General features: G+C 69.2%; 22 protein-coding genes. 13 read left to right on the top strand and 9 right to left on the bottom strand.

Features of this window, described 5'->3' with window-relative positions; all coding sequences use genetic code 11:
* Nucleotides 1-21 precede the first annotated feature (21 nt).
* The 5 genes from sufC to NM1_RS36775 are packed head-to-tail and all read left to right on the top strand — an operon-like array spanning nucleotide 22 to nucleotide 3332.
* On the top strand, nucleotides 22-792 hold the full coding sequence (gene sufC, locus NM1_RS36795; RefSeq protein WP_068031296.1) for a Fe-S cluster assembly ATPase SufC: 771 nt from the start codon (nucleotides 22-24) through the stop codon (nucleotides 790-792).
* Nucleotide 793: 1 nt separating this feature from the next.
* A complete protein-coding gene (locus tag NM1_RS36790) occupies nucleotides 794-2074 on the top strand; it encodes a cysteine desulfurase (protein ID WP_068031293.1) in 1281 nt (426 codons plus the stop codon).
* A gap of 3 nt (nucleotides 2075-2077) precedes the next feature.
* Entirely contained in the window at nucleotides 2078-2557 is a 480-nt protein-coding gene (gene sufU, locus NM1_RS36785; RefSeq protein ID WP_068031289.1) for a Fe-S cluster assembly sulfur transfer protein SufU, read from the top strand.
* A complete protein-coding gene (locus tag NM1_RS36780; RefSeq protein ID WP_068031287.1) occupies nucleotides 2554-2910 on the top strand; it encodes a metal-sulfur cluster assembly factor in 357 nt (118 codons plus the stop codon). The genes sufU and NM1_RS36780 overlap by 4 nt, the downstream gene beginning before the upstream one ends.
* Before the next feature lie 59 nt (nucleotides 2911-2969).
* A complete protein-coding gene (locus NM1_RS36775) occupies nucleotides 2970-3332 on the top strand; it encodes a hypothetical protein (RefSeq protein ID WP_147288812.1) in 363 nt (120 codons plus the stop codon).
* A 21-nt stretch (nucleotides 3333-3353) separates the two neighbouring features.
* On the opposite strand, the gene add is transcribed toward NM1_RS36775, so the two are convergent.
* Genes add through NM1_RS36760 form a run of 3 tightly spaced genes read right to left on the bottom strand, consistent with a single transcriptional unit; the run spans nucleotide 3354 to nucleotide 7065 of the window.
* On the bottom strand, nucleotides 3354-4529 hold the full coding sequence (add, locus tag NM1_RS36770) for an adenosine deaminase (protein ID WP_373864093.1): 1176 nt from the start codon (nucleotides 4527-4529) through the stop codon (nucleotides 3354-3356).
* The gene (locus tag NM1_RS36765; protein WP_068031280.1) at nucleotides 4526-5569 is read right to left on the bottom strand and encodes an isopenicillin N synthase family dioxygenase; all 1044 of its coding nucleotides are present in this window, start codon (nucleotides 5567-5569) and stop codon (nucleotides 4526-4528) included. Before NM1_RS36765 ends, add begins: the two co-directional genes overlap by 4 nt.
* A gap of 56 nt (nucleotides 5570-5625) precedes the next feature.
* Complete coding sequence (locus NM1_RS36760) at nucleotides 5626-7065, bottom strand: purine-cytosine permease family protein (RefSeq protein ID WP_068031277.1); 1440 nt, start codon at nucleotides 7063-7065, stop codon at nucleotides 5626-5628.
* Nucleotides 7066-7204: 139 nt separating this feature from the next.
* Here NM1_RS36760 and NM1_RS36755 point away from each other — a divergent pair, with 139 nt between their 5' ends.
* The 6 genes from NM1_RS36755 (at nucleotide 7205) to NM1_RS36730 (ending at nucleotide 11887) form a co-directional block, all read left to right on the top strand.
* Complete coding sequence (locus NM1_RS36755; RefSeq protein ID WP_068031341.1) at nucleotides 7205-7801, top strand: helix-turn-helix domain-containing protein; 597 nt, start codon at nucleotides 7205-7207, stop codon at nucleotides 7799-7801.
* Nucleotides 7802-7898: 97 nt separating this feature from the next.
* Nucleotides 7899-8318 (top strand): DUF4189 domain-containing protein, encoded by a 420-nt coding sequence (locus tag NM1_RS36750; RefSeq protein ID WP_068031338.1) that lies wholly within the window; start codon nucleotides 7899-7901, stop codon nucleotides 8316-8318.
* Nucleotides 8319-8483: 165 nt separating this feature from the next.
* Nucleotides 8484-9086, top strand: coding sequence for a 16S rRNA (adenine(1408)-N(1))-methyltransferase WarA (warA, locus tag NM1_RS36745; protein WP_425454304.1), 603 nt, complete (start codon nucleotides 8484-8486; stop codon nucleotides 9084-9086).
* Nucleotides 9087-9330: 244 nt separating this feature from the next.
* Nucleotides 9331-9621: a hypothetical protein gene (locus tag NM1_RS36740; protein ID WP_068031273.1), complete on the top strand. Its 291-nt coding sequence runs from the start codon at nucleotides 9331-9333 to the stop codon at nucleotides 9619-9621.
* 59 nt (nucleotides 9622-9680) lie between these two features.
* Entirely contained in the window at nucleotides 9681-10619 is a 939-nt protein-coding gene (locus NM1_RS36735) for a phosphotransferase family protein (protein WP_068031335.1), read from the top strand.
* 5 nt (nucleotides 10620-10624) lie between these two features.
* The gene (locus NM1_RS36730; RefSeq protein WP_068031271.1) at nucleotides 10625-11887 is read left to right on the top strand and encodes an acyl-CoA dehydrogenase family protein; all 1263 of its coding nucleotides are present in this window, start codon (nucleotides 10625-10627) and stop codon (nucleotides 11885-11887) included.
* Between the two features lies 1 nt (nucleotide 11888).
* Here the strand turns inward: NM1_RS36730 and NM1_RS36725 are convergent, their stop codons facing one another.
* From NM1_RS36725 to NM1_RS36715, 3 genes are read right to left on the bottom strand one after another with little or no spacing between them, the layout of a single operon-like run.
* Nucleotides 11889-12566, bottom strand: a complete 678-nt coding sequence (locus NM1_RS36725; protein WP_068031268.1) for a methionine ABC transporter permease — start codon at nucleotides 12564-12566, stop codon at nucleotides 11889-11891.
* Nucleotides 12563-13582, bottom strand: coding sequence for a methionine ABC transporter ATP-binding protein (locus NM1_RS36720; RefSeq protein WP_068031266.1), 1020 nt, complete (start codon nucleotides 13580-13582; stop codon nucleotides 12563-12565). The genes NM1_RS36725 and NM1_RS36720 overlap by 4 nt, the downstream gene beginning before the upstream one ends.
* The gene (locus NM1_RS36715; protein WP_068031263.1) at nucleotides 13579-14451 is read right to left on the bottom strand and encodes a MetQ/NlpA family ABC transporter substrate-binding protein; all 873 of its coding nucleotides are present in this window, start codon (nucleotides 14449-14451) and stop codon (nucleotides 13579-13581) included. The genes NM1_RS36720 and NM1_RS36715 overlap by 4 nt, the downstream gene beginning before the upstream one ends.
* A 130-nt stretch (nucleotides 14452-14581) precedes the next feature.
* Between NM1_RS36715 and NM1_RS36710 the strand changes: the two genes are divergently transcribed.
* Nucleotides 14582-15448, top strand: coding sequence for a MetQ/NlpA family ABC transporter substrate-binding protein (locus NM1_RS36710; protein WP_068031261.1), 867 nt, complete (start codon nucleotides 14582-14584; stop codon nucleotides 15446-15448).
* A 59-nt stretch (nucleotides 15449-15507) separates the two neighbouring features.
* Here NM1_RS36710 and NM1_RS36705 read toward each other — a convergent pair whose 3' ends face one another.
* The 3 genes from NM1_RS36705 to ku form a co-directional block, all read right to left on the bottom strand.
* Nucleotides 15508-15990 (bottom strand): hypothetical protein, encoded by a 483-nt coding sequence (locus tag NM1_RS36705; RefSeq protein ID WP_068031257.1) that lies wholly within the window; start codon nucleotides 15988-15990, stop codon nucleotides 15508-15510.
* Nucleotides 15991-16067: 77 nt separating this feature from the next.
* Nucleotides 16068-16598: a GNAT family N-acetyltransferase gene (locus NM1_RS36700; protein WP_068031254.1), complete on the bottom strand. Its 531-nt coding sequence runs from the start codon at nucleotides 16596-16598 to the stop codon at nucleotides 16068-16070.
* A gap of 44 nt (nucleotides 16599-16642) precedes the next feature.
* Entirely contained in the window at nucleotides 16643-17548 is a 906-nt protein-coding gene (gene ku / locus NM1_RS36695) for a non-homologous end joining protein Ku (protein ID WP_068031332.1), read from the bottom strand.
* Nucleotides 17549-17878: 330 nt separating this feature from the next.
* Here ku and NM1_RS36690 point away from each other — a divergent pair.
* Nucleotides 17879-24849 (top strand): non-ribosomal peptide synthetase (locus NM1_RS36690; protein WP_169814388.1); only part of this gene is annotated, 6971 nt, incomplete at its 3' end.

The raw sequence follows: 24849 nt of genomic DNA, 5'->3' as shown, positions 1-24849 counted from the left end.
TCCGAGTCCCGAAGGAATTACATGACCACCCTCGAAATCAAGGATCTGCACGTCGAGATCACCACGCCGGAAGAGGAGACGAAGGAGATCCTCAAGGGCGTGAACCTGACCGTGAAATCCGGTGAGACGCACGCCATCATGGGCCCCAACGGCTCCGGCAAGTCGACGCTGTCCTACGCCATCGCCGGGCATCCGAAGTACACGGTGACCCAGGGGTCGATCACCCTGGACGGCGAGGACGTGCTGGAAATGTCGGTCGACGAGCGCGCCCGCGCGGGCCTGTTCCTGGCCATGCAGTACCCGGTCGAGGTCCCGGGCGTCTCGATGTCGAACTTCCTGCGCACTGCCGCCACCGCGGTCCGGGGCGAGGCCCCGAAGCTGCGGCACTGGGTCAAGGAGGTCAAGCAGTCGATGTCCGAGCTGGAGATCGACCAGGCCTTCGCCGACCGCTCGGTCAACGAGGGCTTCTCCGGCGGTGAGAAGAAGCGCCACGAGATCCTGCAGCTGGGCCTGCTCAAGCCGAAGATCGCCATCCTCGACGAGACCGACTCGGGCCTGGACGTGGACGCGCTGCGCATCGTCTCCGAGGGCGTCAACGCCTACAAGGAGCGCGAGAACGGCGGCGTCCTCCTGATCACCCACTACACCCGCATCCTGCGCTACATCCAGCCGCAGTTCGTGCACGTGTTCGTCGGCGGCCGCATCGTCGCCGAGGGCGGTCCCGAACTCGCCGAGGAACTCGACGCGAATGGCTACGTGCGTTTCACTCAGACCGCTACCGCTGGAGCCTGATATGACCGCTACGGTGTCCAATGCCGTGCAGCCCGCCGCGGGCCGCACCCTCGACGTGGCCCGCGTGCGGGCCGACTTCCCGATCCTGAACCGCACGGTCCGGGACGGAAAACCGTTGGTGTATCTGGACTCCGGCGCGACCTCGCAGCGCCCCCTGTCGGTGCTCGACGCGGAACGCGACTTCCTGACGACCCACAATTCGGCGGTGCACCGCGGCGCGCATCAGCTGTCGGAGGAGGCGACCGACGCCTACGAGGCGGCGCGCGCCGACGTCGGCCGCTTCGTCGGCGTGGACGCCGACGAGATCGTGTTCACCAAGAACGCCACCGAATCGCTGAACCTGGTGACGTTCTCCTTCGCCGACGACCGGTTCCCGTACCACGTCGGCCCGGGTGACGAGATCGTGATCACCGAGCTGGAGCATCACGCGAATCTCGTTCCGTGGCAGGAACTCGCGCGCCGCACCGGTGCGACCCTGAAGTGGTACGGCATCACCGACGACGGCCGGATCGACCTCGATTCGCTCGAATTGTCGCCCGCCACCAAGGTCGTCGCGTTCACCCACCAGTCCAACGTGACCGGTGCGATCACCGATGTCGCCGAAATGGTCCGCCGCGCAAAGGAAGTCGGCGCGCTGACGGTGCTCGACGCCTGCCAGTCGGTGCCGCACATGCCGGTGGACTTCCGCGAGTTGGGAGTCGATTTCGCGGCCTTCTCCGGGCACAAGATGTTCGGCCCCTCCGGCGTCGGCGTGCTCTACGGCCGCCGCGCCCTGCTGGAGGAGACCCCGCCGTTCATCACCGGCGGCTCCATGATCGAGACGGTCACCATGGAGGGCACCACCTACGCCCCGCCGCCGCAGCGGTTCGAGGCCGGTGTGCCGATGACCTCGCAGGTGATCGGGCTGGCCGCGGCGGTGCGGTACCTGGAGGGGCTGGGCATGGACGCCGTTGCGGCACACGAGCATGCGCTCGTCGGCGCCGCGCTGGAGGGCCTGGGCGCCATCGACGGCGTGCGGATCATCGGCCCCGTCGAGAACGCGGGCCGCGGCGGCGCGGTGTCGTTCGTGGTCGACGGCATCCACGCGCACGACGTCGGCCAGATCCTGGACGACGAGGGCGTCGCGATCCGCGTCGGCCACCACTGCGCGTGGCCGCTGATGCGCCGCCTCGGCATTCCGGCCACCGCACGTGCCACGTTCGCGGCCTACAACACCCTCGACGAGGTGGACGCGCTGGTCGCCGCGGTGCGGAAGGCTCAGCAGTTCTTTGGAGTTGCATAAGACATGCGCATGGAGCAGATGTACCAGGAAGTGATCCTGGACCACTACAAGCACCCGCATCGCCGCGGGCTGCGGGAGCCGTTCGGTGCCGAGGTGCACCACGTCAACCCCACCTGCGGCGACGAGGTCACCCTGCGCGTCCACATCGACGACAACGGTGACGTCGCCGACGTGTCCTACGACGGCCAGGGCTGCTCGATCAGCCAGGCCGCCACCTCGATCCTGACCGACCAGGTCATCGGCATGCCGGTGCAGCAGGCGCTGAAGGTCGTCGACGCCTACAACGAGATGATCTCCAGCCGCGGGACCGTCGAGGGCGACGAGGACGTGCTCGGCGACGGGGTCGCGCTGGCGGGCGTCTCGAAGTATCCGGCACGCGTGAAATGCGCGCTGCTGGGCTGGATGGCGTTCAAGGACGCCGTGGTCCGGATAACCTCTGCAGAGGAGGCCAAGCGCGTGATGGGGAACGGTGGAACGGCATGAGTGAAACACCCGCAGACGAGCGGCAGCTCTCCGCCGAGGAGATGGAGCAGCTCGAGAACATCGAAGAGGCGATGCGCGACGTCGTCGACCCGGAGCTGGGTATCAATGTCGTCGACCTCGGCCTGGTCTACGGCATGCGGCTGGAGGAGGACACCGCGATCCTCGACATGACGCTGACGTCGGCGGCGTGCCCGCTGACCGATGTCATCGAGGATCAGTCCCGCAACGCCTTGGTGCGCAGCGGCCTGGTCGAGGATATGAAGATCAACTGGGTCTGGATGCCGCCGTGGGGTCCGGACAAGATCACCGAGGACGGGCGGGAACAGCTGCGAGCCCTCGGTTTCACGGTGTGATACGTCCGGTGTGATCGCTCGCCGCGGGCCGCGCCGGTTCGTACCGTAGGCTCGCGGCGATGAGCGCTCCGGGACGTATCAGTTGGATAGGGCCGTTGGTGGGCGGTATGGCGGCCGTGGTGACCGCGCCGCTGGCGGCGGCGGTGGTGGCGACCGTGTACCGGTTCCCCGTTCCGTTCGGCGATTACGCGCGCGGGCTGTCGGAGGCCGGAAACGCGGCGTTCGCGAGCGTGTTCTATCTGATACTCGGCGGTGTGATGGTGCTGGCGCTCGGGGGCACGGTCGCGGGATGGCTGGTGCAGCGCACCGCCGGGACCGATTCGGCGCGGGTGGGCTGGGCCTGCGCGGGCGCCGGATTCGCCGTGGCCCTATTGGGCGCGCTGGCGCTGGCGACACTCGAATTCTTCGTCGGGCCTTGGTGATCGGTACCCCGAGACGGCCTGTCATCCCGGTCCGCGGCGGGTGGCTGCTGTCAGGTCGTGAGCGTCTGCCTCGGCCGCACGCGCCAGCACGCGTCGATGCAGGGCGGCGCGCTCGGTGTCGTCGAGCCAGCAGCCTTCGACACCGTTCATCGTGAACCTCAGCAACTGCTCGGGGCCGTAGCCGAGGGCATTCGACAGCACGGCGAAATCGTTGGTGGGGTCGGTGCCGAACATCGGCGGGTCGTCGGAATCGACGGTGACCCGCAGCCCGGCGTCCACCATGGCGGCGATCTTCTCGTGTTTGCCGTTGCCGCTGCCGGAGTAGCGGCCGATATCGGAACTGACCGGGGTGCAGGTGAATACGATGCCCTCGGTGACGCAGCGCTCGGTGATCCGGGGGTCGTCGACGACGTGGTAGCCGTGGTCGACGCGGGTGCAGCCGAGCACATCCAGGAGGATTTCGATATTCGGCGGCGGTCCGGATTCCGAGTGCGCCGTGCGGTGCAGGCCCGCCTGCCCGGCCAGCCGGTACGCCTCGTGGAACTGTCCGGGCGGGCCGTGCACTTCGGCATAGTCCAGCCCGATGCCGACCACCTCGTCGCGGCGGTGTTCGATCACCTCCCGCACCAGGTCCACGGCGGCTTGCGGGGTGTCCTCACGGTTGATCGCGACGATGATGCGGCTGTCGATTCCGGTGTCCTGCTTCGCTTCCCGCATTCCGGCCCGGACGCCGTCGAGAAGGGTGCGGTAGTCGGCGTGCGGATGTGCGGGCGGGCTGACGAAGATCTCCCGGTACAGCACGCCGTGGTCGGCGCCCAGTGTGGTCAGGGATTCATAGGTGATACGGCGGAAGTCGTCGGCCTCGCGAACCGCCTGCCCGACCATGTCGTAGACGCGCAGGAACTCGTCGAGATCCTCGTGGCTGTCGATGTCGTAGAGGGTGTCGGCGGTCCGGCCGCCGGGCACCGGGACGCCGTACTTGGCGGCCAGTTCCACAACGGTCGCGGGCAAGACCGACCCGGTGAGGTGACAGTGCAGGCTCACCTTCGGCAGCGCGGCGAAAATAGATACTCGGCCGCTCCGGGACGCCGTCGGTACTTCCTCGCTCCGGCATGCTGACGGTACTTCGTCGCTCAGGGACGCTGACGGTACTTCCTCGCTCCGGCTTGTTTTTCGCCGGAGCCCCCCGCCGTTCACCGCTTCGTCCCGGCGGCGGCGCGGACCCGGGCGGCCTCGCGCTCGGCATTCGTATTCGGTTGCAGTGCACGCGATCCCGCGAGCTTCGCGCGAATATGCTCGGCGACGGTGGTGGGCTCGTACTTGCTGCCCTCGCCGAGACAGGAGGGGAGCGTGGCGATGACGGCGTCGATATTGCCGTCGTGGAAATAGGCCGCGCTGCGGCGCCTTTCGATGGTGCCGTCCACGATGGGCGGCACCACACGGTGCAAAGTCGACAGCCAGCGCTCATTGGTCCAGCGCGCCATCAGATCCCCGAGATTCACCAGCAGGGCACCGTCGGCGGGCCGGACGTCGTGCCAGCGGCGGTCGGCGCCGAGTACCTGCAGCCCGGGCGCCTGGTCGGCCCAGAGCACCGTCACGATGCCGTAATCGGTGTGCTCGCCCATACCGATCAGATCGCCGTCGAGGTCGACCGTGCCGGGTGGCAGCGCGTAGTTGTTCATGCGCAGCACATCCAGGGAGTGATCGGTGAATCGGTCGAAGTACCCGGCCGGAAGCTCGAGGGCGTCGGCGAAGACGGTGGTGAGGGTGCGGGCGACCCGGGCCGCCTCGGCGAAGTACGCCTGCACCGGCGCGCGGAACTGCGGAATCTGTTGCGGCCACAGGTTTTCCGCATAGTCGACGGCAGGCAGGTCGATGCCCGGATAGTCGGAGGCCGCGGCACCGATATTGAAGGCCTCGAAGAAGTCGTTCATCCGACTCGCCGACTCCACACCCAGGCTCAGGCTGAGGCTCTCGCTCTTCGGCGGTGAGTAGCCGCGGTTGATCTCCGGCGGGGTCCGATAGCCGTTCTTGGTGCCGAGATCGAGGCCGAAGAATGCGTCGAGCGCGGCGGCGAAATCGTCGATCACACGCTGCGGCACCGTATGCCCGACGATCTGCATGAAGCCGACCGTGCGTGCGGCCTCGTCGAGCTGCCGGGCGACCCGTCCGCGTTCGGCGGCAGTGCCGGCGCCGACGTAGGGCGAGATATCAATGACGGGCACATGGAATTCCATGGGTGCTCCTTCTCGAGATGATGATAACGGCGTGTCGATGTCGGCGATCGGAATGCTCACCGCGGCGACCTCTCGGCATCGTCGCCCGATTCGGCCACCACGGACTTGCGGGCGGCGAGGTAGTACACGGCCCCGCCGACCAGGAGCCCGGCGGGGACGCTGAGATCCGCACCGCCGCACAGGTGTGCGAGCGGTCCGGTGAACACGGAGGTGTCGATCCAGCACAGCGCCGCGAGGGTGCCCGCGGCCTGCGCGGCGACTCCGGGTGCGTGCAGGCCGAGCGGACGCCGGTAGCGTCCGCCGGTCGGGCCGAGCGAATCGCGGTCGTAGCGGCCGCGGCGCAGGAAGTAGTCGACGACGAAGATCGCGACCCACGGCGCGAACCAGGCGATCATGAACAGCAGGAAGTTGCCGACGAAGGTGTTGAAGTCCGCGGAGAACACCACGACCGCACCGATGACCGCGCAGATCACCCCGTCCAGCACCACAGCCTGCCAGCGCCCGATCCGAATCCCGATGGCCTGCAGCGTGACTCCGGAGGAGTAGAGATCGATCGCGTTGAGCGAGATCATCTGCGCGATCACCAGGACCAGGTACGGCGCGAGGAACCAGCCCGGATATACGCTCGGCAACCCGCTGATCGGATCGGATGCGGTCGTGGTCAGCAGCGCGACACCCACGCCGAGCAGCATGAGCAGGGCCTGCGGGACCGCACCGCCGAGGGTCACCGCCGCGACGATGCGAATGCGCGAGGTCGATCGCGGCAGATAGCGGGAGAAGTCGGTGCCGTTCGGGCTCCAGCCCAGGCCACTGGCGCTGCACGCCAAGGCGATACCGCCGAGGAATACGGTCCAGCTCGCGGGCTGGCCGCCGGTGAGCTGCAGTTTGTCGACGGTCAGCCAGGCCATGACGAGAAACAGCGCGGCGAACGGTGCGACCAGCAGGTGCAGCACGCGGGTGATGGCCGCGTGCCCCAGGCTCGGCAGCACGCTCTGCGCGATCGAGAACACCACCAGCAGAACCACTTTCGTGCCCGTGCCGACGTGCACACCCGCCATGTCGAGCAGCGCCGACCCGGCCAGTACCAGCAGCACGAGATCGAGGACCTCGTATCCGATCTGCTGCAGCCAGTTGCAGAATGCGATGGGGCGCATCCCGTTTCGGCCGAACGGGGCGCGGCTGACGGCGAAGGTGGTCGTCCCGGCGGCGGGGCCGGGCAGACTGGCGAGTCCGGCGATGACCCAGGTCGAGGCGCCGATCGCGATCGCCGCGGCGGCCTGCCACAGGTTCAGGCCGAGGACGGCCAGCAGGGTGCCGTACACCACCACCTGAACGTTGAGGATCACCCCGCTCCACATGAGGCCGAGTTGGCGCACGGTGCCGCGGCGCTCGGAGTCGGGAATGTGGTCGATGCCGCGCTGTTCGACCAGTGACCGCGGTGCGGTACCGGGCGGTGCGGGTGGGTGCAGCGGGGGATCGCCTTCGATGACGGACATCGGCACGCTCCGATTATGCGAGGGCTGATAAGCAACAGCAGTCAGAATCGGGTATTTGTATGTCGTGAACGTTCATTCGGATCACGATCGTGTAAACGCCGCGGCGGCGGCCGGGCGGCCGATCGGGCAGACTCGCGTTGTGAACGAAACCGGAGCGGGGACGGGGACTCCCGACGAAGCGACACTGTCGGAGCTGGTCGGCGGGGTGGTTCGGGATTTGCGGGAGAAGCTGGGGCTGTCGATGCGCGACCTGGCCCGGCGGGCCGGGATCAGCCAGCCGTTCCTGAGCCAGATCGAACGGGGCGTCAGCGCTCCGTCGATGATCACGACATACCGGCTGGCGTCGGCGCTGGGGGTGGCGCCGGGTGATCTCCTGCCCGCGCCGGGCTCCGATCGGGTGGCGGTGGTGCGCGCCGACGAGGGCGTGCGGCTGCCGGTGGCGGATCGCCCCGACGCCGCGCTGGGGCGTGCGCTGCACATGCGGCCGAACAGCCCACTGGAGGTGATCGAGTACCTCATCGAACCCGGGCAGTTCGTCGGAGGCTGGTTCGAATCGACCGGGATCAGCGGGGTGTATGTGGTGTCGGGACAGTTGGAGGTGGAGGTGGTCGGCGCGGGCCGGTTCCGGCTCGGCCCACGGGATTTCATGAACTTCCCGTCGACCATGCGCGACCGCTGGCACCTCGTCGACGACCGGCCCGTGCACGTGCTGCTGGTGATCGCGCAGCGAGTCTGAGGAAATGCCTTGTCACGAAGGTGAGTTGGACAGATCTCCTGGTTAGGAGAAGGATCCAGCCGTCAGAATTCCCTTCAGGAACGGGGTGGATCCCTTCATGTCCTTGTTGTCCAAAGCGTCTGTCGTGCTGGCCGGTTCGGCGATCGCCGGGTTCGGCGCCGCCGGGCCCGCGGCGGCCGAAGGCGCGCTGCACGGTGCGATCGCGCTGTCCGACAGCACCGGAACGGTGGCGTCGGCGGCCAACTACGACAACGCCGGCGCCGCCGACGGTGCGGCCGTCGGCCACTGCGGTATCGGTGACTGCCGCGTCGTCCTGCACTTCACCGACGGCTGCGGCGCCGTGGCGCAGGGCGCGGACCGGCGGGTGGCCGTCGGGTGGGGCCCGACCACGGTGGAGGCGGAGAAGCAGGCCCGCGACGTGCTGGGCCCGACCGCGCCGCCGTTCCCGGACCTGGGCAGCGCCAGCCCCCGCCCGGCGAACATCGTGCTGACCGCCTGCACGAAGAACGCGGGCTGAGTCGCCGCGCGGCGGGGTTCGCGTCCGGCCGCGCGGCACCGATCGTGGGCGGTCGATCCCGCGAAAATGGCGTGCGCCTATCGGTCGCGTGCATATAACGTCCGGTGCATGCGAATCGTGTGTGGAAAGAAGATCCGGGACGTAGACATCGGTTAAGCCGGGGACCTGGTCGCCCGGTATCGGTCCGTGCGGATCGATATGGGCACGGGTGACGGACGTGCGGTGCTCGCGGCCGCGGCGGCCGACGCGCAGCGCCTGGTGATCGGCGTGGACGCGAACGCGGCCGGTATGGCGGAATCGTCGCGCCGCGCGCTGCGGCCCCGCGGCGGCCTGCCCAACGTCTTGTTCGTCGCGGCCGCCGCGGAGAATCTGCCGCCGGAACTCGACGGTATCGCCGACGAGGTGACGGTGAACTTTCCGTGGGGCTCCCTGCTGCGCGGCCTGCTGACCGGCGATGCGGCGGTGCTCAATGGGCTGTCGCGAATCATGAAACCCGGTGCGGCACTGGACATCCTGCTATCGGTCACCGAACGCGACGGCCTGCCCGGCCTGCCCGCGATCGAGGACGCCGCCACCGTGGCGGACCTGATCGCCCCGTACGCGGACCACGGACTGGCCGTCACCGGGATCCGGGCCCTCGAACCCGCCGATATCGCCGCCGCGGGTTCCAGCTGGGGCAAGCGGCTCGGCGCGGGCGGGCGGCGTCGCGCCTGGCGAATCTCGGCGCTGCGAGTCGACACGGCCGTGTGCGCCCGGCTCAGCGGCTGAGCCTCGTCATTCCGGCATGCTTGTGGCCGGAATCCACTGTCCGTGGTGGATCCCGGCCACAAGCGGGCCGGGATGACGTGCTGCGGGTGCTGTGATCAGATGCCGGGCTCTCGATTCCGGTTTCGGCGCCGGAACCGGCCGGTAGGGGATGCGGTCGCGGGAATGTCGTTACGGGGTGCGAAACCCAGTGGGCGATGCTGCAATTCGTGTCATGCTGAAGTTCTGGTGTGAGGAGGCGCCGTAGATGCAGTATCGACCGTCGTCGGCGGAACTGTTGGAGGCATTGGCCGAGCTGCTGCAGGATGTGCTGCTGCCGGAGCTGCCGGAGAATCTGCAGCATCGGGCGCGGGTGGGCGCGAATCTGGCGCGAATGCTGGGCCGGGAACTCGAGTTGGCACCGCCGGTCGCGGATCGCGAGCAGCCCTTGCCGGCTGCCGACGAATCGGAGTTGGCGCGGTGGCAGGCGATGGTGGAGGTCGTGCGGGCGGATCTGGCGGTCGCCAAGCCCGGATACGATGCGTGGGAGGGGGAGTGAACGGCAATATCGGACCCGGCCTGAGCCGCTTCCTGGCGACGGAACTCGGTGGTGCCGTGATGGTTTCGAACGTGCGGCAGGTGTCGGCGGGTGCGCGTCGGCGGACCGTGGTCTTCGACGCGCAGCGGCAGGGGCGGTCGGTGCGGCTGGTGGCCACCATCGTCCCCGCCGCCATCGAGCAGATTCCGGTCGAGGCCGAGGCGGCGGTGCGTGAACTGGCCCGCAAGCACGGCGTTCCGGCGCCGCCCGTGGTCGCCACCTGCACCGAGGACGGCTACCTGGGCGCGCCGTTCCTGATCTCCGAACACGTCGACGGCGAGACCGTGCCGCGCAAGGTGCTGCGGCTGGTGCAGGCCGCGGGGATCGGGGAGCGGGTGGCCTACCAGCTGGGGCAGGCGATGGCGCACCTGCACATCGTGGATCCGGGCGCGGCGCCGGACCGGCTGCCGGGGGACGCCGAAAGCGACCCGGCGGCAACGGAACTGGCCGAGGCCGAGCGCGGAGTGCGGGCGCTGCTGTCCGACCGGCCGGTGTTCGCCGCCGCGCTGCGCTGGCTGGAACACCGCGTGCCGTCCCCGCCGGAGCGAAAGGCCCTGTTGCACACCGACATGCGCAACGGCAACCTGATCGTCGACGGCGACGGCCTGCGCGCGGTGCTCGACTGGGAGGGCGCGCGGCGCTTCGGCGACCCGATGCGCGATGCGGCCTGGGCGGCGCTGCGCATGTGGCGATTCCGGGCCGACGCCGCCGAATTCGGTGGGTTCGGCGGCCGCGAACCGTTCGTCCGCGGCTACGAGCTGGGCGGCGGCCGCTTCGATCAGGACCGGTTCCGGTGGTGGAAGGTGCTGTGCACGCTCGGCTGGGGCGTGGGCCTGGCCCAGCAGGCCGCCGCCTACCTGGACGGTACGGTCCGGGATATCGTCATGGCCGCCAGCGGACGGCGCATCCCGGAGATCGAGTGGGATCTGCTCATGCAGATACGCCCGGAAAGGCAGTAGCGGCAGTGGATTTCGAGCTACCGAAGGAACTGGTCGACTATCTCGCGGAACTGGACGAGTTCATCGAGCGCGAGATCGCCCCGCTGGAGCGGGCCGACGACAACATCCGCTTCTTCGACCACCGCCGCGAGAACGCCCGCACCGATTGGGAGCGGGGCGGGCTGCCCACCGAGGAATGGGAGGCGCTGCTCGCCGAGGCGCGCCGACGCGCCGACGCCGCCGGGCACTACCGGTACGCCTTTCCGGAGGAGTACGGCGGCCGCGACGGCACCAACCTCGGCATGGCCGTGATCCGCGAACATCTGGCCCGCCGCGGCCTGGGCCTGCACTGCGATCTGCAGAACGAGCACGCCGTGGTCGCCAACAACGTGGGCCTGCTGCTGATGCTGGAGTACGGTTCGCCGCGGCAGCGGGCCGAGTGGGTCGACGGCCTGGCCTCGGGGACGCGATTCTTCGCCTTCGGCATCACCGAGCCCGAGCACGGCTCCGACGCCACCCACATGACGACCGCCGCCGTCCGCGACGGTGACGACTGGATCATCAACGGCGAGAAGACCTGGAACAGCGGCATACACGCCGCCGAGGCGGACCTGATCTTCGCGCGGACGGCGGGCGAGCCGGGGGACGCCGCCGGAATCACCGCATTCCTGGTCCCCACCACGACGCCGGGGTTCCGGGTCGAGGAATACCTGTGGACCTTCAACATGCCGACCGACCACGGCCGGGTCTCACTGCGCGATGTCCGGGTGCCGGGCGAGGCGATATTCGGCGCGGAGGGGCGCGGCCTGGCGGTGGTCCAGCATTTCTTCAACGAGAACCGCATCCGCCAGGCCGCGTCCAGTCTCGGTGCGGCGCAATACTGCATCGATCGGTCCGTCGCGTATGCCAAGCGGCGCAAGCCGTTCGGCAAGGCACTCGCCGAGAATCAGGCCATCCAGTTCCCGCTGGTGGAGCTGCACACCCAGTGCGAGATGCTGCGCGCCCTGATCCACAAGACGGCCTGGACGATGGACAACCGCGGCACCTTCGCCGCCTCCGAACAGGTCTCGATGTGCAACTACTGGGCCAACCGGCTGTGCTGCGAGGCCGCGGACCGCGCCATGCAGGTGCACGGCGGCCTCGGCTATTCGCGGCACGCGCCCTTCGAGCACATCTACCGCCACCACCGCCGCTACCGGATCACCGAGGGCGCCGAGGAGATCCAGATGCGGCGGGTGGCCGGTTATCTGTTCGGCTTCATGTCCTCGCGCGCGCCCAAGGGCGTATAGGTCAGCGGCGCAACACCTTCCGGGCCAGCAGGTTGCCCGCGAACTGCACGCCCTGCACGCCCGCGATGATGATGAGTGTCGCGACGAGGGTGACCTGCCAGTCGAAACGCTGGTAGCCGTAGACGAGGGCGAAATCTCCGAGCCCGCCGCCGCCGACGGTTCCGGCCATCGCGGACATGTCGACGATCGCTATCACCACGAAGGTGTAGCCGAGGACCAAGGGGCCCAGGGCTTCCGGGATGAGCAGCGTGAAGATGATCCGCAGCGGTCCCGCGCCCATCGACCGTGCCGCCTCGATGACGCCCGGGTCGACGGTGACGAGGTTCTGTTCGACGATGCGGGCGATGCCGAACGAGGCGGCCACGATCATGACGAAGACGGCCGCGTCGGTGCCGATCGTGGTGCCGACCACCTGCAGCGTCACGGGTCCCAGCGCGGCCAGCAGGATGATGAACGGGATCGGCCGCACCACATTGACGACGACGTTGAGCAGCAGGTGGATCGGTGCGTTCGCCAGCAGGCCGCCCTTGCGCGTGGTGTAGAGCGCCGTGCCGAGCAGCAACCCGATGATTCCGCCGACGACGAAGGTGACCAGCACCAGATAGAGGGTGGTGCCGATGGATTCGGTCAGGACCGGCCGCAGCTTGTCCCAATCGGTCTGTGCGGCAGCGAGAGTCACGCGGTCCTCCGTTCCAGGTCGTCGACGACCTGCGCGACCGCGTCATCGGGGCCGTCCAGGGCGAGCGTGATGCTGCCGAATGTCTTGTCCTGCAGCGCGCTCACGCCGCCGTAGACCACCTCGAATCGGACCCCGGCACGGACGGCGGTGGTCAGCGCCGATCCGACGCCCCGGTGATCGTCGACGGGCACGGTGACCAGTCGCCCCGCGTGGCGTTCGCCGAGGCGCCGCAGCTCGTCCGCGCCGGGTCGGTTGTGCAGCACGGTATCGATGAAGGTGCGGGTGGCGTCGGCCCGGGGCGCGGAGAAGACGTCGAAGGTGTCGGCGAGTTCGACGATGCGGCCCTCCGCGAGCACCGCGACCCGGTCGGCCACGGACCGGATGACGTCCATCTCGTGGGTGATCACGACGATGGTGACGCCCAACTCCCGGTTGATCTTTCGCAGCAGGCGCAGCACCTCGCCGGTGGTCTGCGGATCCAGCGCCGAGGTGGCCTCGTCGGCCAGCAGCAGCGACGGGGACGTGGCCAGCGCGCGGGCGATGCCGACGCGCTGCTTCTGCCCGCCCGACAGCTGGTCCGGATAGCTGCGCGCCTTGTCCGAAAGCCCCACGAACTCCAGCAGTTCCGCTACCCGGGCCTTGCGCTCGGCCCGCGGCCGCCCCGCCACCTTCAGCGGATACTCGATATTGCCCGCCGCCGTGCGCGAGCGGAACAGGTTGAACTGCTGGAACACCATGCCGATATCGCGGCGCAGCCGGCGGACGTCGGACTCGGCGACGCCGGTGATCGGCGTCCCGGATACGAGAACGGTGCCCTCCGTCGGCTTCTCCAGGCCGTTGATCAAGCGCACCAGCGTGCTCTTGCCCGCGCCGGAATAGCCTATGACACCGAAGATCTCGCCCGCGGCAATGCTCAGGTCGATATCGGAGAGTGCGGTGTCGCGCCGCTTTCCGGTGGCGAAAACCTTGGTGACCGAACGGAATTCGACCGCCGGTGGGGCCGGTTGCTGGCTCACTTCTGCGCTCGGATGCCGTCCTGCACGCGCTGCAGGATCTGCTGGACCTCGGGACCGCTGCGGCGCACCTCGACCGCCGTGCTCTTGGTGACCTCGGCGTGCGCCTGCTGCACCTCCGGGTCGTGCCAGAGGTCGACCACGGTCCGGTAGGCCTGCTTGTCCTTGTCCGCCGCGCGCGACACCACCACGTTGATGTAGGGCTCGGCGGCCGCATCGGTCGGATCGTCCTTGAACAGAGCCGAATTGGGGTCGACGCCCGAACGGTCCAGGAAGGTGTTGTTGATGATCGATCCGTCCACCGAATCCAGGGACAGCGCCGTCTGGGCGGCGTCGACGGTGGTCACCTTCACCTTCGAGGCATTCTTGTCCACGTCAGCCGGAGTGGGCTGTGGCACTCCGGGAGCGAGCCTGATCAGCCCGGCCTTCTGCAGCACGTTGAGTGCCCGCGCCTGATTGGTCGGATCGTTGGGAATGGCGATCTCGCCGCCCTGCGGGATTTCGGAAACCTGCTTGTGCTTCTTGGAATACAGGCCCAGCGGCACGATGTAGGTGGCGCCGACCGGGGCGAGATCGTCGTTGTTGGCGACGTTGTACTGGCCCAGGAATTGCAGATGCTGGAAGAGGTTCACATCGATCTGCCCTTGCGACAGTGCGAGATTCGGCTGCCGATAGTCGGAGAAATTGGTGATCCGCAGCGTGATGCCCTTGTCCTTCGCCTTCCGCTCGAACACGTCCCAGGACGAATCCCTGTCGGTGGTGCCGATCCGGACCACATTGTCGGAGGACGCGTCGCTGCCGCCGCACGCCGTGAGGGTGGCGGCAGCGGCCAGTATCAGCACCGGGATCGCCGGTATCCGATGGAATTTCACTCGTACTCCCGAATGTTCGTCGCGATATGCCCCGGCAATCCAAGCGGTGCCGGGCGGGCGGGGGCAACGGTTGCGATTGTGATGAGCGGAACTCTCGCCGCGTGACGACCGCGAGGCTAGGTTGCCGACAATGCGACCTCTGCGCCGATTTCTGGCGATTCCCGTGCTGTTCGTCCTGGCCGCTACCGCGGTGTCCTGCGGTGCGGAGCAGCGTCCGGACGTGGTGCGGATCGGGGTGAACGATCGTGCGCTCCCGCACTGGGATGTGCTGCAGAAGAAGGCCGCGGATCAGGGCATCACGATCGAGTACGTCAATTTCACCGACTACAATCAGCCGAATCCCGCACTGGCGCAAGGTCGTATCGATCTGAACAAATTCCAGCACATTCGGTACCTGGCGAATTACAACGTGAGCAACGACGACACCCTGGTGCCGATCGGCGCGACGGAGATCTTCCCGCTGACCCTGTATTCGACCGCGCACCGATCGGCGGCGGAGATTCCGCCGGGCGGGCAGATAACCCTCAGCAACAACCCCGCCAACCAGGTGCGACCGCTGCTGGGGCTGGCGGCGGCGGGCCTGATCGTGCTGAAGGGCGGCGCGAGCTGGGACTCGAAACTCGAGGATGTCGACGCCTCCGCGTCGAAGGTGCGTCTCACCACCCTGGACCCGACGCTCACCGCGCAGTCGCTGGACAGCGTGGACGCCGCCTTCGTCGACGACACCTTCGCCCGCCAGGCGGGATTGGGCCGGGACCGGGTGATATTCACCGACGATCCGCAGCGCCCCGAACTACAGCAGTACATCAACGTGTTCGCCGCCCGCGCCGCGGACAAGGACGACCCGAAACTCCTCGAGGTGACCCGCCTGTACCACGACCCGGAGGTCGAGGCGGCGGTCCGGGAGGAGGCAGGCTACGACGGCATCTTCAAAACGAACGATCCCGCCGAGTTGCAGGCGACGCTGCACGAATTGGAGACCAAGTTCCGGAAGTAGGTGCCGCGCCTCGGTGCCCGTCTCGTCATTTCCGGCATGCTGTCGGCCGGAATCAGACGTCAGTGCGTGGGCAGGCGGTCGGTGGAGCCGTCGGCAATGGCGTTGCGTACGTTGGTGATTCCGGCTCGCACGCCCGCGCCGTACCCGTCGTCGGCCAGCACGCCCGCCCTGTCCTCGGCGGCCTCGAGGTGGCGGCGGGCGGTGTCGAAGGCGCCCAGGCGGCGGTAGTTGTCGGCCAGGTTGAGGTGGAGCGACGGGTAGAAGCCCTGCACGCTCAGCGAGGCGTGCTCCTGTCGGGCGCGTTCGTCGGTGAGTGCGTCGGCGGCGTCCAGGGCGCGCACGTCCCAGGTCAGCGAGTCGGCGGCGTGGTCGAACAGGTCGGCCAGGTAGTGGGCGAGGGTGCAGCGGTGCAGCGGGTCGCCCTCGGCGCCGATCTTCTCCCACAGGGCCGTCAGCCGGTCCCGGGCGGTGGCTGAATCTCCTTGCCGCCCAAGGGTTACCGCCTCGTTGATCGCCGCCATGGTCGCATCCGCTGATGTCATGCCGCCCACCCTATGCGGCGGCACCGACAACTTCGGCCCACCGGAAAATGACAGTGGGCGCCGGGATGACCGCGTCCTCAGCGCCGCAGCCGCCCCGTGCGCGCCAAGGTGCGCTTGGTGGCGGGGGACAGCCCCGGCGCCACGGTGTCCGGCTCGGGCTCGTCCGGGTTGGGCCGAACGAACAGGGTGACGACGGTGGTGTCGGTGAAGCCGTGCCGGGTCATCATCGTCGCCGAGGCGGTATTGCCGGATTCGACGTCGGTGACGATGCGGCGCGCGCCCCGCTCGAACAGCGTCTTACAGCAGATGTCGACCAGGCGCCCGGCGATGCCGCGGCCCTGCATATCCGGCGCGACGGCGATCCACTCCAGATACCCCCAGTCGTCGCGCAGCTCGAACTCCATCGAACCGAGCACGAAACCGACCACACGGTCCGAGTCCAGGGCAACCCAGCACGAGCCGTCCGGGCTGTCGAGATGTTCGGCCACCGAGGTCAGCGACCACGAGGTGTACGGCTTGGCCTCGGTGTCGAACACCTCGGTGCCGAGGTCGAGCACCTCACGCAGATGGCCCAGGCCCATGGGGACGATGGCGGTATCGGCTTCCATGCCGACAGTTTGCCAGCCCGGGGGCGGTGCATGGATGAGCCGCGTCAGGCGCCTTTTCGGGTGGCCTTTTTCGCGGTCTTGCTCGCGGCCTTGGCGGGCGCCTTCTTCGCGGCCTTCTTCGCCGGTTTCTTCTCCTCGGACTTGCCGCCGGGATCGGAGCCCCGGCGGCCGGTGGCCTCCAGGCTGCGCTGCAGCGCGGCGACCAGGTCGACGACCTCGGCATCCATTTCCGCGGGCGCCGCCTCCTCTTCGCGGCGGATCACCTTGTTGGAACCCGAGGCGATGGCCTCGTCGAGCATCTTCTTCAGCTCGATCTGATATTCGTCGGTGTACAGGCCCGGGTCGAAATCGTCGGACATGCTCTCGACCAGGGTTTCGGCCATCGAAATCTCTTGTTTGCGCGGGGCGGCGGCGCCGTCGAGAGATTCGAAATCGACCGCGCGCACCTCGTCGGGCCACAGCAGCGTCTGCAGCAGCAGGACGCCGTCGCGTACCCGCAGCGCGGCGAGCCTGGTCTTCTGGCGCAGCGTGAAATGCACCAGGGCGACCCGGTCCACTTCCTCGAGCGTCGTGGCCAGCAACACGTAGGCCTTCGGGGTGGTGGAATCCGGCTCCAGGTAATAGCTCTTGTCGAACAGGATCGGATCGATCTGCTCGGACGGCACGAACTGCAGCACCGGAATCTCGTGCTTCTCCGCGACGGGCAGCTTCGAGAAATCCTCGTCGGTCAGGATGACCTTGTCGCCCTCCGGCGACTCGTACGCCTTATCGATATCGGCGTACTGCACCGACTGCCCGCACACGGTGCACACGCGGTCGTATTTGATCCGCCCGCCGTCCTTGGCGTGCACCTGATGGAACCGGATGTCGTGGTCCTCGGTGGCCGTATAGACCTTTACCGGGACATTCACCAGTCCGAAGGCGATCGAGCCCTTCCAAATGGAGCGCATAACCCGAGCGTACTTGGCGCCGGTGACCATTTCTCGGGATCGGGGGAGCCGCCCCGGTGGCACCGGGTGCCGACGGAGTGCAAGGCAAACCGACCAATCCGTATGACCCCTGGGCAACGACTGCCAGGTGGAGCCCGCCGATGCGATTCCGGCCCCGGGCCCATCCCTTGCGTCACCGCTGTCTCGCACCACCCCACCCTCGAATGGAGCGACTGCATGACCTCGTTGGCCCCCGAGTCCGCAGGCCGTACCGAGCCCGCGGCCCCGAGGCGCTTCCCCCTTTCGGCCGCTCAGTCCGGAATTTGGAACGCTCAGTACATCGCTCCGGACGTGCCGCTGACGGTCGCCCAGTACGTCGACGTTCCCGGTGGGTTCGATATCGAGTCCTTCGACGAGGCGATCCGCGGGTGCGCGGACGATCTGCAGAGCTTCCGGCTGCGGATCGTCGAGGTCGACGGCACGCCCTGGCAGCTGGTGGACCCCGAGGCCCCGCTCGCCTCCGAGGTGGTCGACCTCCGGTCGCAGGCCGATCCGTCGGCCGCCGCGCGGCGCTGGATGGAGCGCGACGCGAGTACGCCGATGCCGGTGCTGGGCCCGCTGTTCCGCTCCGCGGTGCTGCGGATCGCCGACACCCACTACCTGTGGTACGCGAAGATGCACCACATCGCCATCGACGGCTACGGCTCGATGCTGCTGGTCGCCCGAATCGTGGAGCGGTACAACGCGATCGTCGGCGGCACCGAGCTGAGCCGGTCCTCGGCCGGGGACCTGTCCGCGGTGGCCGCGGCGGAACTGGAATACCGCGAATCGGAGGCCTTCACCGAGGATCGGCGGTACTGGTCGGAGCGGCTGCGGGGGCTGCCCGAATGGTTCGGCCTGAGCGACAACCCCGCTCCGGCGAGCGGGCGCCGCCGCACCGAGGCGGGGACCATCGATGGGGCGGCCACCGTGCTTTTCGGTTCGGCGCGAGAGCGTTTCGGGGTCTCCCGCCCCGCGCTGTTCCTCGCCGCGCTGGCCGGTTACTTCTCCGCCGTCACCGGGACCCGCGACGTGGTGCTGAGCCTGCCGGTCACGGCGCGCACCACACCGCTGCTGCGCGCGTCGGCGGGATACGTGTCGAATGTGGTGCCGCTGCACATCTCGGTCGAATCCGGCGCCACCGCGGACCGGCTCGTGGGCACTGTCGCGGAACGTCTGGAGGAGGCGCTGCGGCACCAGTGCTACCGCCACGAGGATATGCGGCGGGATCTGGGCATCGCCGACAACCGCCGCGGATTCTTCGGGCCCGTCGTCAATATGATGCTGTTCCACAACCGAATTCGGCTCGGCGCCGCCGACGCGACCATCCACATGGTCTCCACCGGTCCGGTGGAGGACCTGTCGATCACCCTCTACAACGGTGCGGGCGACGACGGGCTGCACATCGACTTCATCGCCAATCCCGACCGCTACGATGCCGCCGAGCTGGGGACCCACCACCGGCGTTTCCTGAACTACCTCAGCGGATTTCTGGCCGCCGGGCCGCAGGCGGTGGTCGCGGATCTGCCGCTGGTGCGCGCGGACGAGCAGCAGCTTCTGGTCGCGGAGACCGGGCCGGCGATCGCGGCCGAGACCACGCTGGCCGAGGTGTTCGACGCCGTGGCGCAGGCCCACGCCGACGCGGTGGCGGTGCGGTGCGGCGACGACAGCCTCACCTACGGTGAACTGCGGCAGCGCGCGAACCGGCTGGCGCACAGCCTGATCGAGGCCGGAGCCGGAGCGGAGACGCTGGTGGCCGTGGCGCTGCCGCGGTCGGTGGAGCTGGTCGTCGCCATCGTCGCGGTGGTGCAGTCCGGCGCCGGATATCTGCCGGTCGACCCGTCGTATCCGGCGGAACGCATCGAGTACCTGTTCGCCGACGCGCGCCCGGTCTGCGCGGTGGCGACCGACGAGGTGCGCGATGTCGTGCCCGCGGGCCTCCCGGTGATCGACCCGTACCCGGCGGATTCGGCCGGCCGGTCACCGGTCACCGATGCGGATCGCCGGGTCGCACTGCGGCCGGACCACACCGCCTATGTCATCTACACCTCGGGCTCGACGGGCCGCCCGAAGGGCGTGCAGATTCCGCATCGCAATGTGACGACGCTGTTCGCGAGCACGCAGGCGGAGTTCGGATTCGGCGCCTCGGACGTGTGGACGATGTTCCACTCCCACGCCTTCGACTTCTCGGTGTGGGAACTGTGGGGCGCACTGCTGTACGGCGGCACGCTGGTGGTCGTCGACCGCGACACCGCGCGGTCGCCGGAACACCTACTGGACCTGCTGCGCCGCGAACGGGTGACGGTCCTCAACCAGACGCCGTCGGCGTTCTATCAGCTCGATGCCGCGGAAGCCGCCGCAGGGCAGCGGGATACGCCGACCGAACCGCCACTGGCTCTGCGATACATCGTATTCGGCGGCGAGGCACTCGAATTACGCCGACTGGCAGGTTGGTTCGACCGCCACGGCGACCGCGCGCCGCGGCTGGTGAACATGTACGGAATCACCGAGACCACGGTGCACGTGACCCATCGCGGCCTGTATCGGCCGGATACGGCGCGGCGGCACGCCGGTGGCATCGGCCGGGCGCTGCCGAGCCTGCGGACCCTGCTGCTGGACAGCCGGTTGCGGCCGGTGCCGATGGAGGTGCCGGGTGAGATGTACGTGGCGGGCGAACAGCTGGCCCGCGGATATCTGGGGCGGCCGGGCCTGACCGCCACCAGGTTCGTGGCGAATCCGTTCGGCGCGCCCGGATCCCGGATGTACCGCTCCGGCGATCGCGGGCGGTGGAATGCCGAGCGGCGGCTGGACTACCTGGGCCGCGGCGACGATCAGGTGAAGATGCGCGGATTCCGCATCGAACTCGGCGAGATCGAGGCCGCGCTGCTGACCCAGGACGGCGTGCGGTCGGCCGCCGTCGTCGTGCGCGAGGACGTGCCCGGCGACCGGCGGATCGTGGCCTATCTGGTCGGAAACCCGGACGCGGCGCCCGATACGGTCTCGGTCGGCGCGGGTGTCGCCGCCGTACTGCCCGAGTACATGGTGCCGTCGGCCTACGTGGTGCTCGACGCGATTCCGTTGACCCCCAACGGAAAACTGGATCAGCGGGCGCTGCCCGCGCCCGCGGCGCAGGTCCGGGCCTACCGTGCGCCCGGGACGCCCATCGAGCATGCGACCGCGCAAACCGTCGCCGAGGTGCTCGGGCTGGACCGGGTGGGCCTGGACGACGGTTTCTTCGCGCTCGGCGGCAATTCGCTGTCGGCGGCGCGCGCCGCCGCCCGGCTCGGAGCGGTGGTGGGGGCGCGGCTGCCCGTGCGCCTGTTCCTCGAGGACGCCACCGTCGCCGAACTCGCGGCGCAGGTGCGACGGCACATGGGCGGCGAGGCCCGGACGGTGCGGCTCGCGGCGCGGCCGCGCCCGGCGCGGATTCCGCTGTCGCCCGCGCAGCAGCGCCTGTGGTTCATCAACCGGTTCGATCCCGAATCGAGCACCTACAACATCCCGTTCGCGCTGCTCATGCGCGGTGAGCTGAATACGGACGCGCTGCGCGCGGCGGTGGACGATCTCGTCGAGCGGCACGAGACGCTGCGCACGGTCTTCCCGGACGGCGACGACGGGCCGAGCCAGGTGATCGTGCCCGCCGACGAGTCGGCGGTGTCGCTGCCGGTCGTCGACGTCGACCCAGCCGAGCTGCGAGATCGGTTGCGGGAGTTCGCGAGCGCGGGTTTCGATCTGACCGTCGACACCCCGCTGCGGGTGCGGTTGCTGCGCACGGGCCCCGACGATCATGTGCTCGCCATCGTCGTGCACCACATCGCGGCGGACGGCTGGTCGCTGACGCCGCTGGCCGACGATCTGGCCGCGGCCTACCGCTCCCGCCGCGCCGGCCAGGCGCCGGATTGGGCTCCGCTGCCCGTGCAGTACGCGGATTACAGTGTCTGGCAGCGGGATTCGCTCGGCGACGAATCGTGGCCGGGCAGCCGCGCCGCCGTGCAGCTGGCCTACTGGACAAAGTGTCTCGCGGACCTGCCGGACGAACTGACCCTGCCCTGCGATCGGCCGCGGCCGGCCGCCCAGTCGTTCCGCGGTGGGCGCGTACCGGTGTCGATCGATGCCGAGCTGCACGCGGGACTGGTGGAGCTGGCGCATACGGGCGGCGCGACGCTGTTCATGGCCGTGCACACCGCGTACGCGATGCTGCTGGCCCGGCTGTCGGGGATGTCGGATATCGCGGTGGGAACGCCGATCGCGGGCCGCGGTGAGCGCGAACTCGACGGTGTGATCGGCATGTTCGTCAACACCCTGGTGTTCCGTACCGGGGTCGACGGCGCCGACTCGTTCGCCGCCCTGCTCGACCGCCAGCGCGAGGCCGACCTCGGGGCGTTCGCCCATGCGGAGGTGCCGTTCGAGCGGCTGGTCGAGGCGCTCAATCCGGTGCGGTCGACGGCGCGCCACCCGTTGGTCCAGGTCGGATTCTCGTTCCAGAATCTGGCTCCGGTGGAAATAGACCTGCCCGGGCTCACCGTGTCGTCCGCCGAAATCGACCTGCAGATAGCGCAATTCGACCTGCAGCTGGTCGTCGCCGACCGCTACGACGAGGCGGGGGCGCCCGCCGGGATCACCGGTCACCTGGCCTACGCGGCCGACCTCTTCGACGAGTCGACCGCGACCGTGATCGCCGACCGCTTCCGGCGCCTGGTGCGCGATATCGTCCGGGCACCGCACCGCCCGGCGGGGGACTTCGAGGTGCTCGCCGCCCATGAGCGGCACACCATGCTGCACGAGTGGAACGAAACCCGTCAGCGGGTGCCGGAGACCACCCTGGCGGCCCTGTTCGCCGAGCAGGTGGCCCGCACGCCGGAGGCCGTGGCCGTCTCGACCGACGGCGAGGAACCGGCCCGCTCGCTGACCTTCGCGGAGTTCTCCGGCCGCGTGAATCGCCTGGCGCGCCACCTGATTTCGCTCGGTGTGCGGCCGGAGACCCGGGTGGCGCTGGGGATGCGCCGCTCCGTGGACCTGGTCGTCGCGATGTACGCGGTGTCGGTGGCCGGTGGTGTGTACGTGCCGCTGGATCCGGATCAGCCCGCGGATCGGCGCGACTACATTCTCGACGTCGCCGCGCCGCTGTGCGTGCTGACCACCCGCCGGGACCGGTCGTCGCTGTCCGCGTCCGTCCCGATGGTCGATGTCGACGAGCTCGAGCTGGCGGAGGTCTCGGCGGCGCCGGTGACCGACCGCGACCGGCCCTCGGCGCTGCTGCCGCAGCACACCGCGTACCTCATCTTCACCTCCGGATCGACCGGGCGGCCCAAGGGCGTCGCCGTGCCGCATCGCGCGATCGTGAACCAATTGCTCTGGAAGCGTGCGGAATTCGCGATGGGCGTCGGCGACACGGTGCTGGTGAAGACCCCGGCCACCTTCGACCTGTCGGTGTGGGAATTCTGGTCGGCCCCGGTCAGCGGCGGCGGCATCGTGGTGACCGCGCCGGACACCCATCGCGACCCGGTGTACCTGGCGAAGGCCATCGAGACCCACCGCGTGTCGGTGCTGCACCTGGTGCCGTCGACCCTGGATGCGCTGCTGTCCACCGGTGCGTCCCTGCCCTCCTCGCTGCGCGCGGTCCTGGTGATCGGCGAGGCGCTGCCGGGTCCGACGGCCCGCCGATTCCGCGAATCCAATCCCGGCGTGGATCTGTGGAACCTGTACGGCCCCACCGAGACCGCCGTGTCGATCACCGCGCGCCGCGTCGTCGACGACTGCGCCGGAACGGTGCCGCTGGGCGTGCCGGAATGGAACAGCCAGGTGTACGTGCTGGACTCACGCCTGCGCCCGGTGCCGCCGGGGACCGCGGGCGAGCTGTACCTGGCGGGCACGCAGGTGGCCCACGGCTACCACGGGCGTCCCGGGCTGACGGCGGAACGCTTCGTGGCCCAGCCCTTCTCGGAGCGGGCGGGCGAACGCCTGTACCGCACGGGCGATCTGGTGCGGTGGACCACCGCGGGCGAACTGGAATATCTGGGCCGCACCGACTGCCAGGTGAAGATCCGGGGCTTCCGGATCGAGCTGGGGGAGATCGAGGCGGCGCTGCTGGCACTCGACGAGATCGCCGCGGCCGCCGTGGTCGCGCACGGCGACGAGCACACCGGCGACCGGCTGATCGCCTATCTGGTGGCCGCCGCGGGGGAGACGATCGATACGACGACCGTCCCGGCACAGCTGGCCGCCGCCTTGCCGTCGTACATGGTCCCGGCCGCGTTCGTCGTGCTCGAGGCGCTGCCGCTGACCGCCAACGGCAAGCTCGACCGCACCGCACTGCCGGTCCCGGCGGCCGAGCTCGCGGAGTTCCGGGCGCCGGTGACGCCGCTCGAACAGCTGGTTGCCGGGGCCTACGCGGAGGTGCTGGGGCTGGCCCTGGTCGGCCTCGACGACGACTTCTTCGCCCTCGGCGGCACCTCGCTCACCGCCACCCGGGTGGCGGCGCGATTGAGCGCCGCGGCGCGCGCCCCGATCGGTGTGCGGTCGCTGTTCGAGGCGCCGACCGTGTCGGCACTGGCCGCGCTGGTGGGTCGGCAGACGGGTACGCGCGAGCGGCCGTCGCTGGTGAGCAATACACGGCCGCAACGGATTCCGCTGTCACCGGCGCAGCAGCGGCTATGGTTCCTGAACCGGTTCGACCCGTACTCGGGCGCCTACAACATCGCGATCGCCCTGCGGCTGCACGGCGAGCCGGATGTGTCCGCGCTGAGCGCGGCGCTCGGTGACGTGGTGGCGCGGCACGAGTCGCTGCGGACCGTCTACCCGGACGGTCCGGAGGGGCCGTCCCAGGTGGTCGTCGCGGAGGCCACCCCGGAACTCCCGGTGGAGGAGGTGCCGCCGTCGGAGGCCGAGGCGCGGCTGCGCCGGATCGCCGGTCGCGGATTCGACGTGACGACGGAGACGCCGCTGCGCGCGCACCTGCTGCGCACGGGAACTCACGACTACGTGCTGGGCCTGGTGGTCCACCACATCGCCGCCGACGGTGCGTCGCTGCCGCCGCTGGCCCGCGATCTGGCCACGGCGTACGCGTCGCGATGCGCGGGTGCGGCGCCGAGCTGGGAGCCGCTGCCGGTGCAGTACGCCGACTACAGCCTGTGGCAGCGCGCCGTGCTGGGCGACGAGGACGATCCGGCGAGTGTGTCCGCGCTGCAGCTGGGCTACTGGATGAACCGGCTCACCGATCTGCCGGAATGCCTGGAGCTGCCGACGGATCGGCCGCGGCCCGCGGTGGCGTCACAGCGCGGGGC

It is taken from the genome of Nocardia mexicana NBRC 108244 (assembly GCF_001613165.1).
In the GTDB taxonomy this organism is placed as follows: Bacteria; Actinomycetota; Actinomycetes; order Mycobacteriales; family Mycobacteriaceae; genus Nocardia; species Nocardia mexicana.
Note: the sequence above shows the minus strand (reverse complement) of the source record. Positions and strands in the feature narration are given on the sequence as shown.

Bases quoted from the DNA above. Each gene is read 5' to 3' on its own strand.
- NM1_RS36705 (WP_068031257.1), bottom strand. From the start codon at position 15,990: ATGACATCAGCGGATGCGACCATGGCGGCGATCAACGAGGCGGTAACC.
- NM1_RS36735 (WP_068031335.1), top strand. From the start codon at position 9,681: ATGGTTTCGAACGTGCGGCAGGTGTCGGCGGGTGCGCGTCGGCGGACC.
- NM1_RS36790 (WP_068031293.1), top strand. From the start codon at position 794: ATGACCGCTACGGTGTCCAATGCCGTGCAGCCCGCCGCGGGCCGCACC.
- sufC (WP_068031296.1), top strand. From the start codon at position 22: ATGACCACCCTCGAAATCAAGGATCTGCACGTCGAGATCACCACGCCG.
- NM1_RS36740 (WP_068031273.1), top strand. From the start codon at position 9,331: ATGCAGTATCGACCGTCGTCGGCGGAACTGTTGGAGGCATTGGCCGAG.
- ku (WP_068031332.1), bottom strand. From the start codon at position 17,548: ATGCGCTCCATTTGGAAGGGCTCGATCGCCTTCGGACTGGTGAATGTC.
- sufU (WP_068031289.1), top strand. From the start codon at position 2,078: ATGCGCATGGAGCAGATGTACCAGGAAGTGATCCTGGACCACTACAAG.
- NM1_RS36710 (WP_068031261.1), top strand. From the start codon at position 14,582: ATGCGACCTCTGCGCCGATTTCTGGCGATTCCCGTGCTGTTCGTCCTG.
- NM1_RS36760 (WP_068031277.1), bottom strand. From the start codon at position 7,065: ATGTCCGTCATCGAAGGCGATCCCCCGCTGCACCCACCCGCACCGCCC.
- NM1_RS36750 (WP_068031338.1), top strand. From the start codon at position 7,899: ATGTCCTTGTTGTCCAAAGCGTCTGTCGTGCTGGCCGGTTCGGCGATC.
- NM1_RS36780 (WP_068031287.1), top strand. From the start codon at position 2,554: ATGAGTGAAACACCCGCAGACGAGCGGCAGCTCTCCGCCGAGGAGATG.
- NM1_RS36765 (WP_068031280.1), bottom strand. From the start codon at position 5,569: ATGGAATTCCATGTGCCCGTCATTGATATCTCGCCCTACGTCGGCGCC.
- NM1_RS36775 (WP_147288812.1), top strand. From the start codon at position 2,970: ATGAGCGCTCCGGGACGTATCAGTTGGATAGGGCCGTTGGTGGGCGGT.
- NM1_RS36700 (WP_068031254.1), bottom strand. From the start codon at position 16,598: ATGGAAGCCGATACCGCCATCGTCCCCATGGGCCTGGGCCATCTGCGT.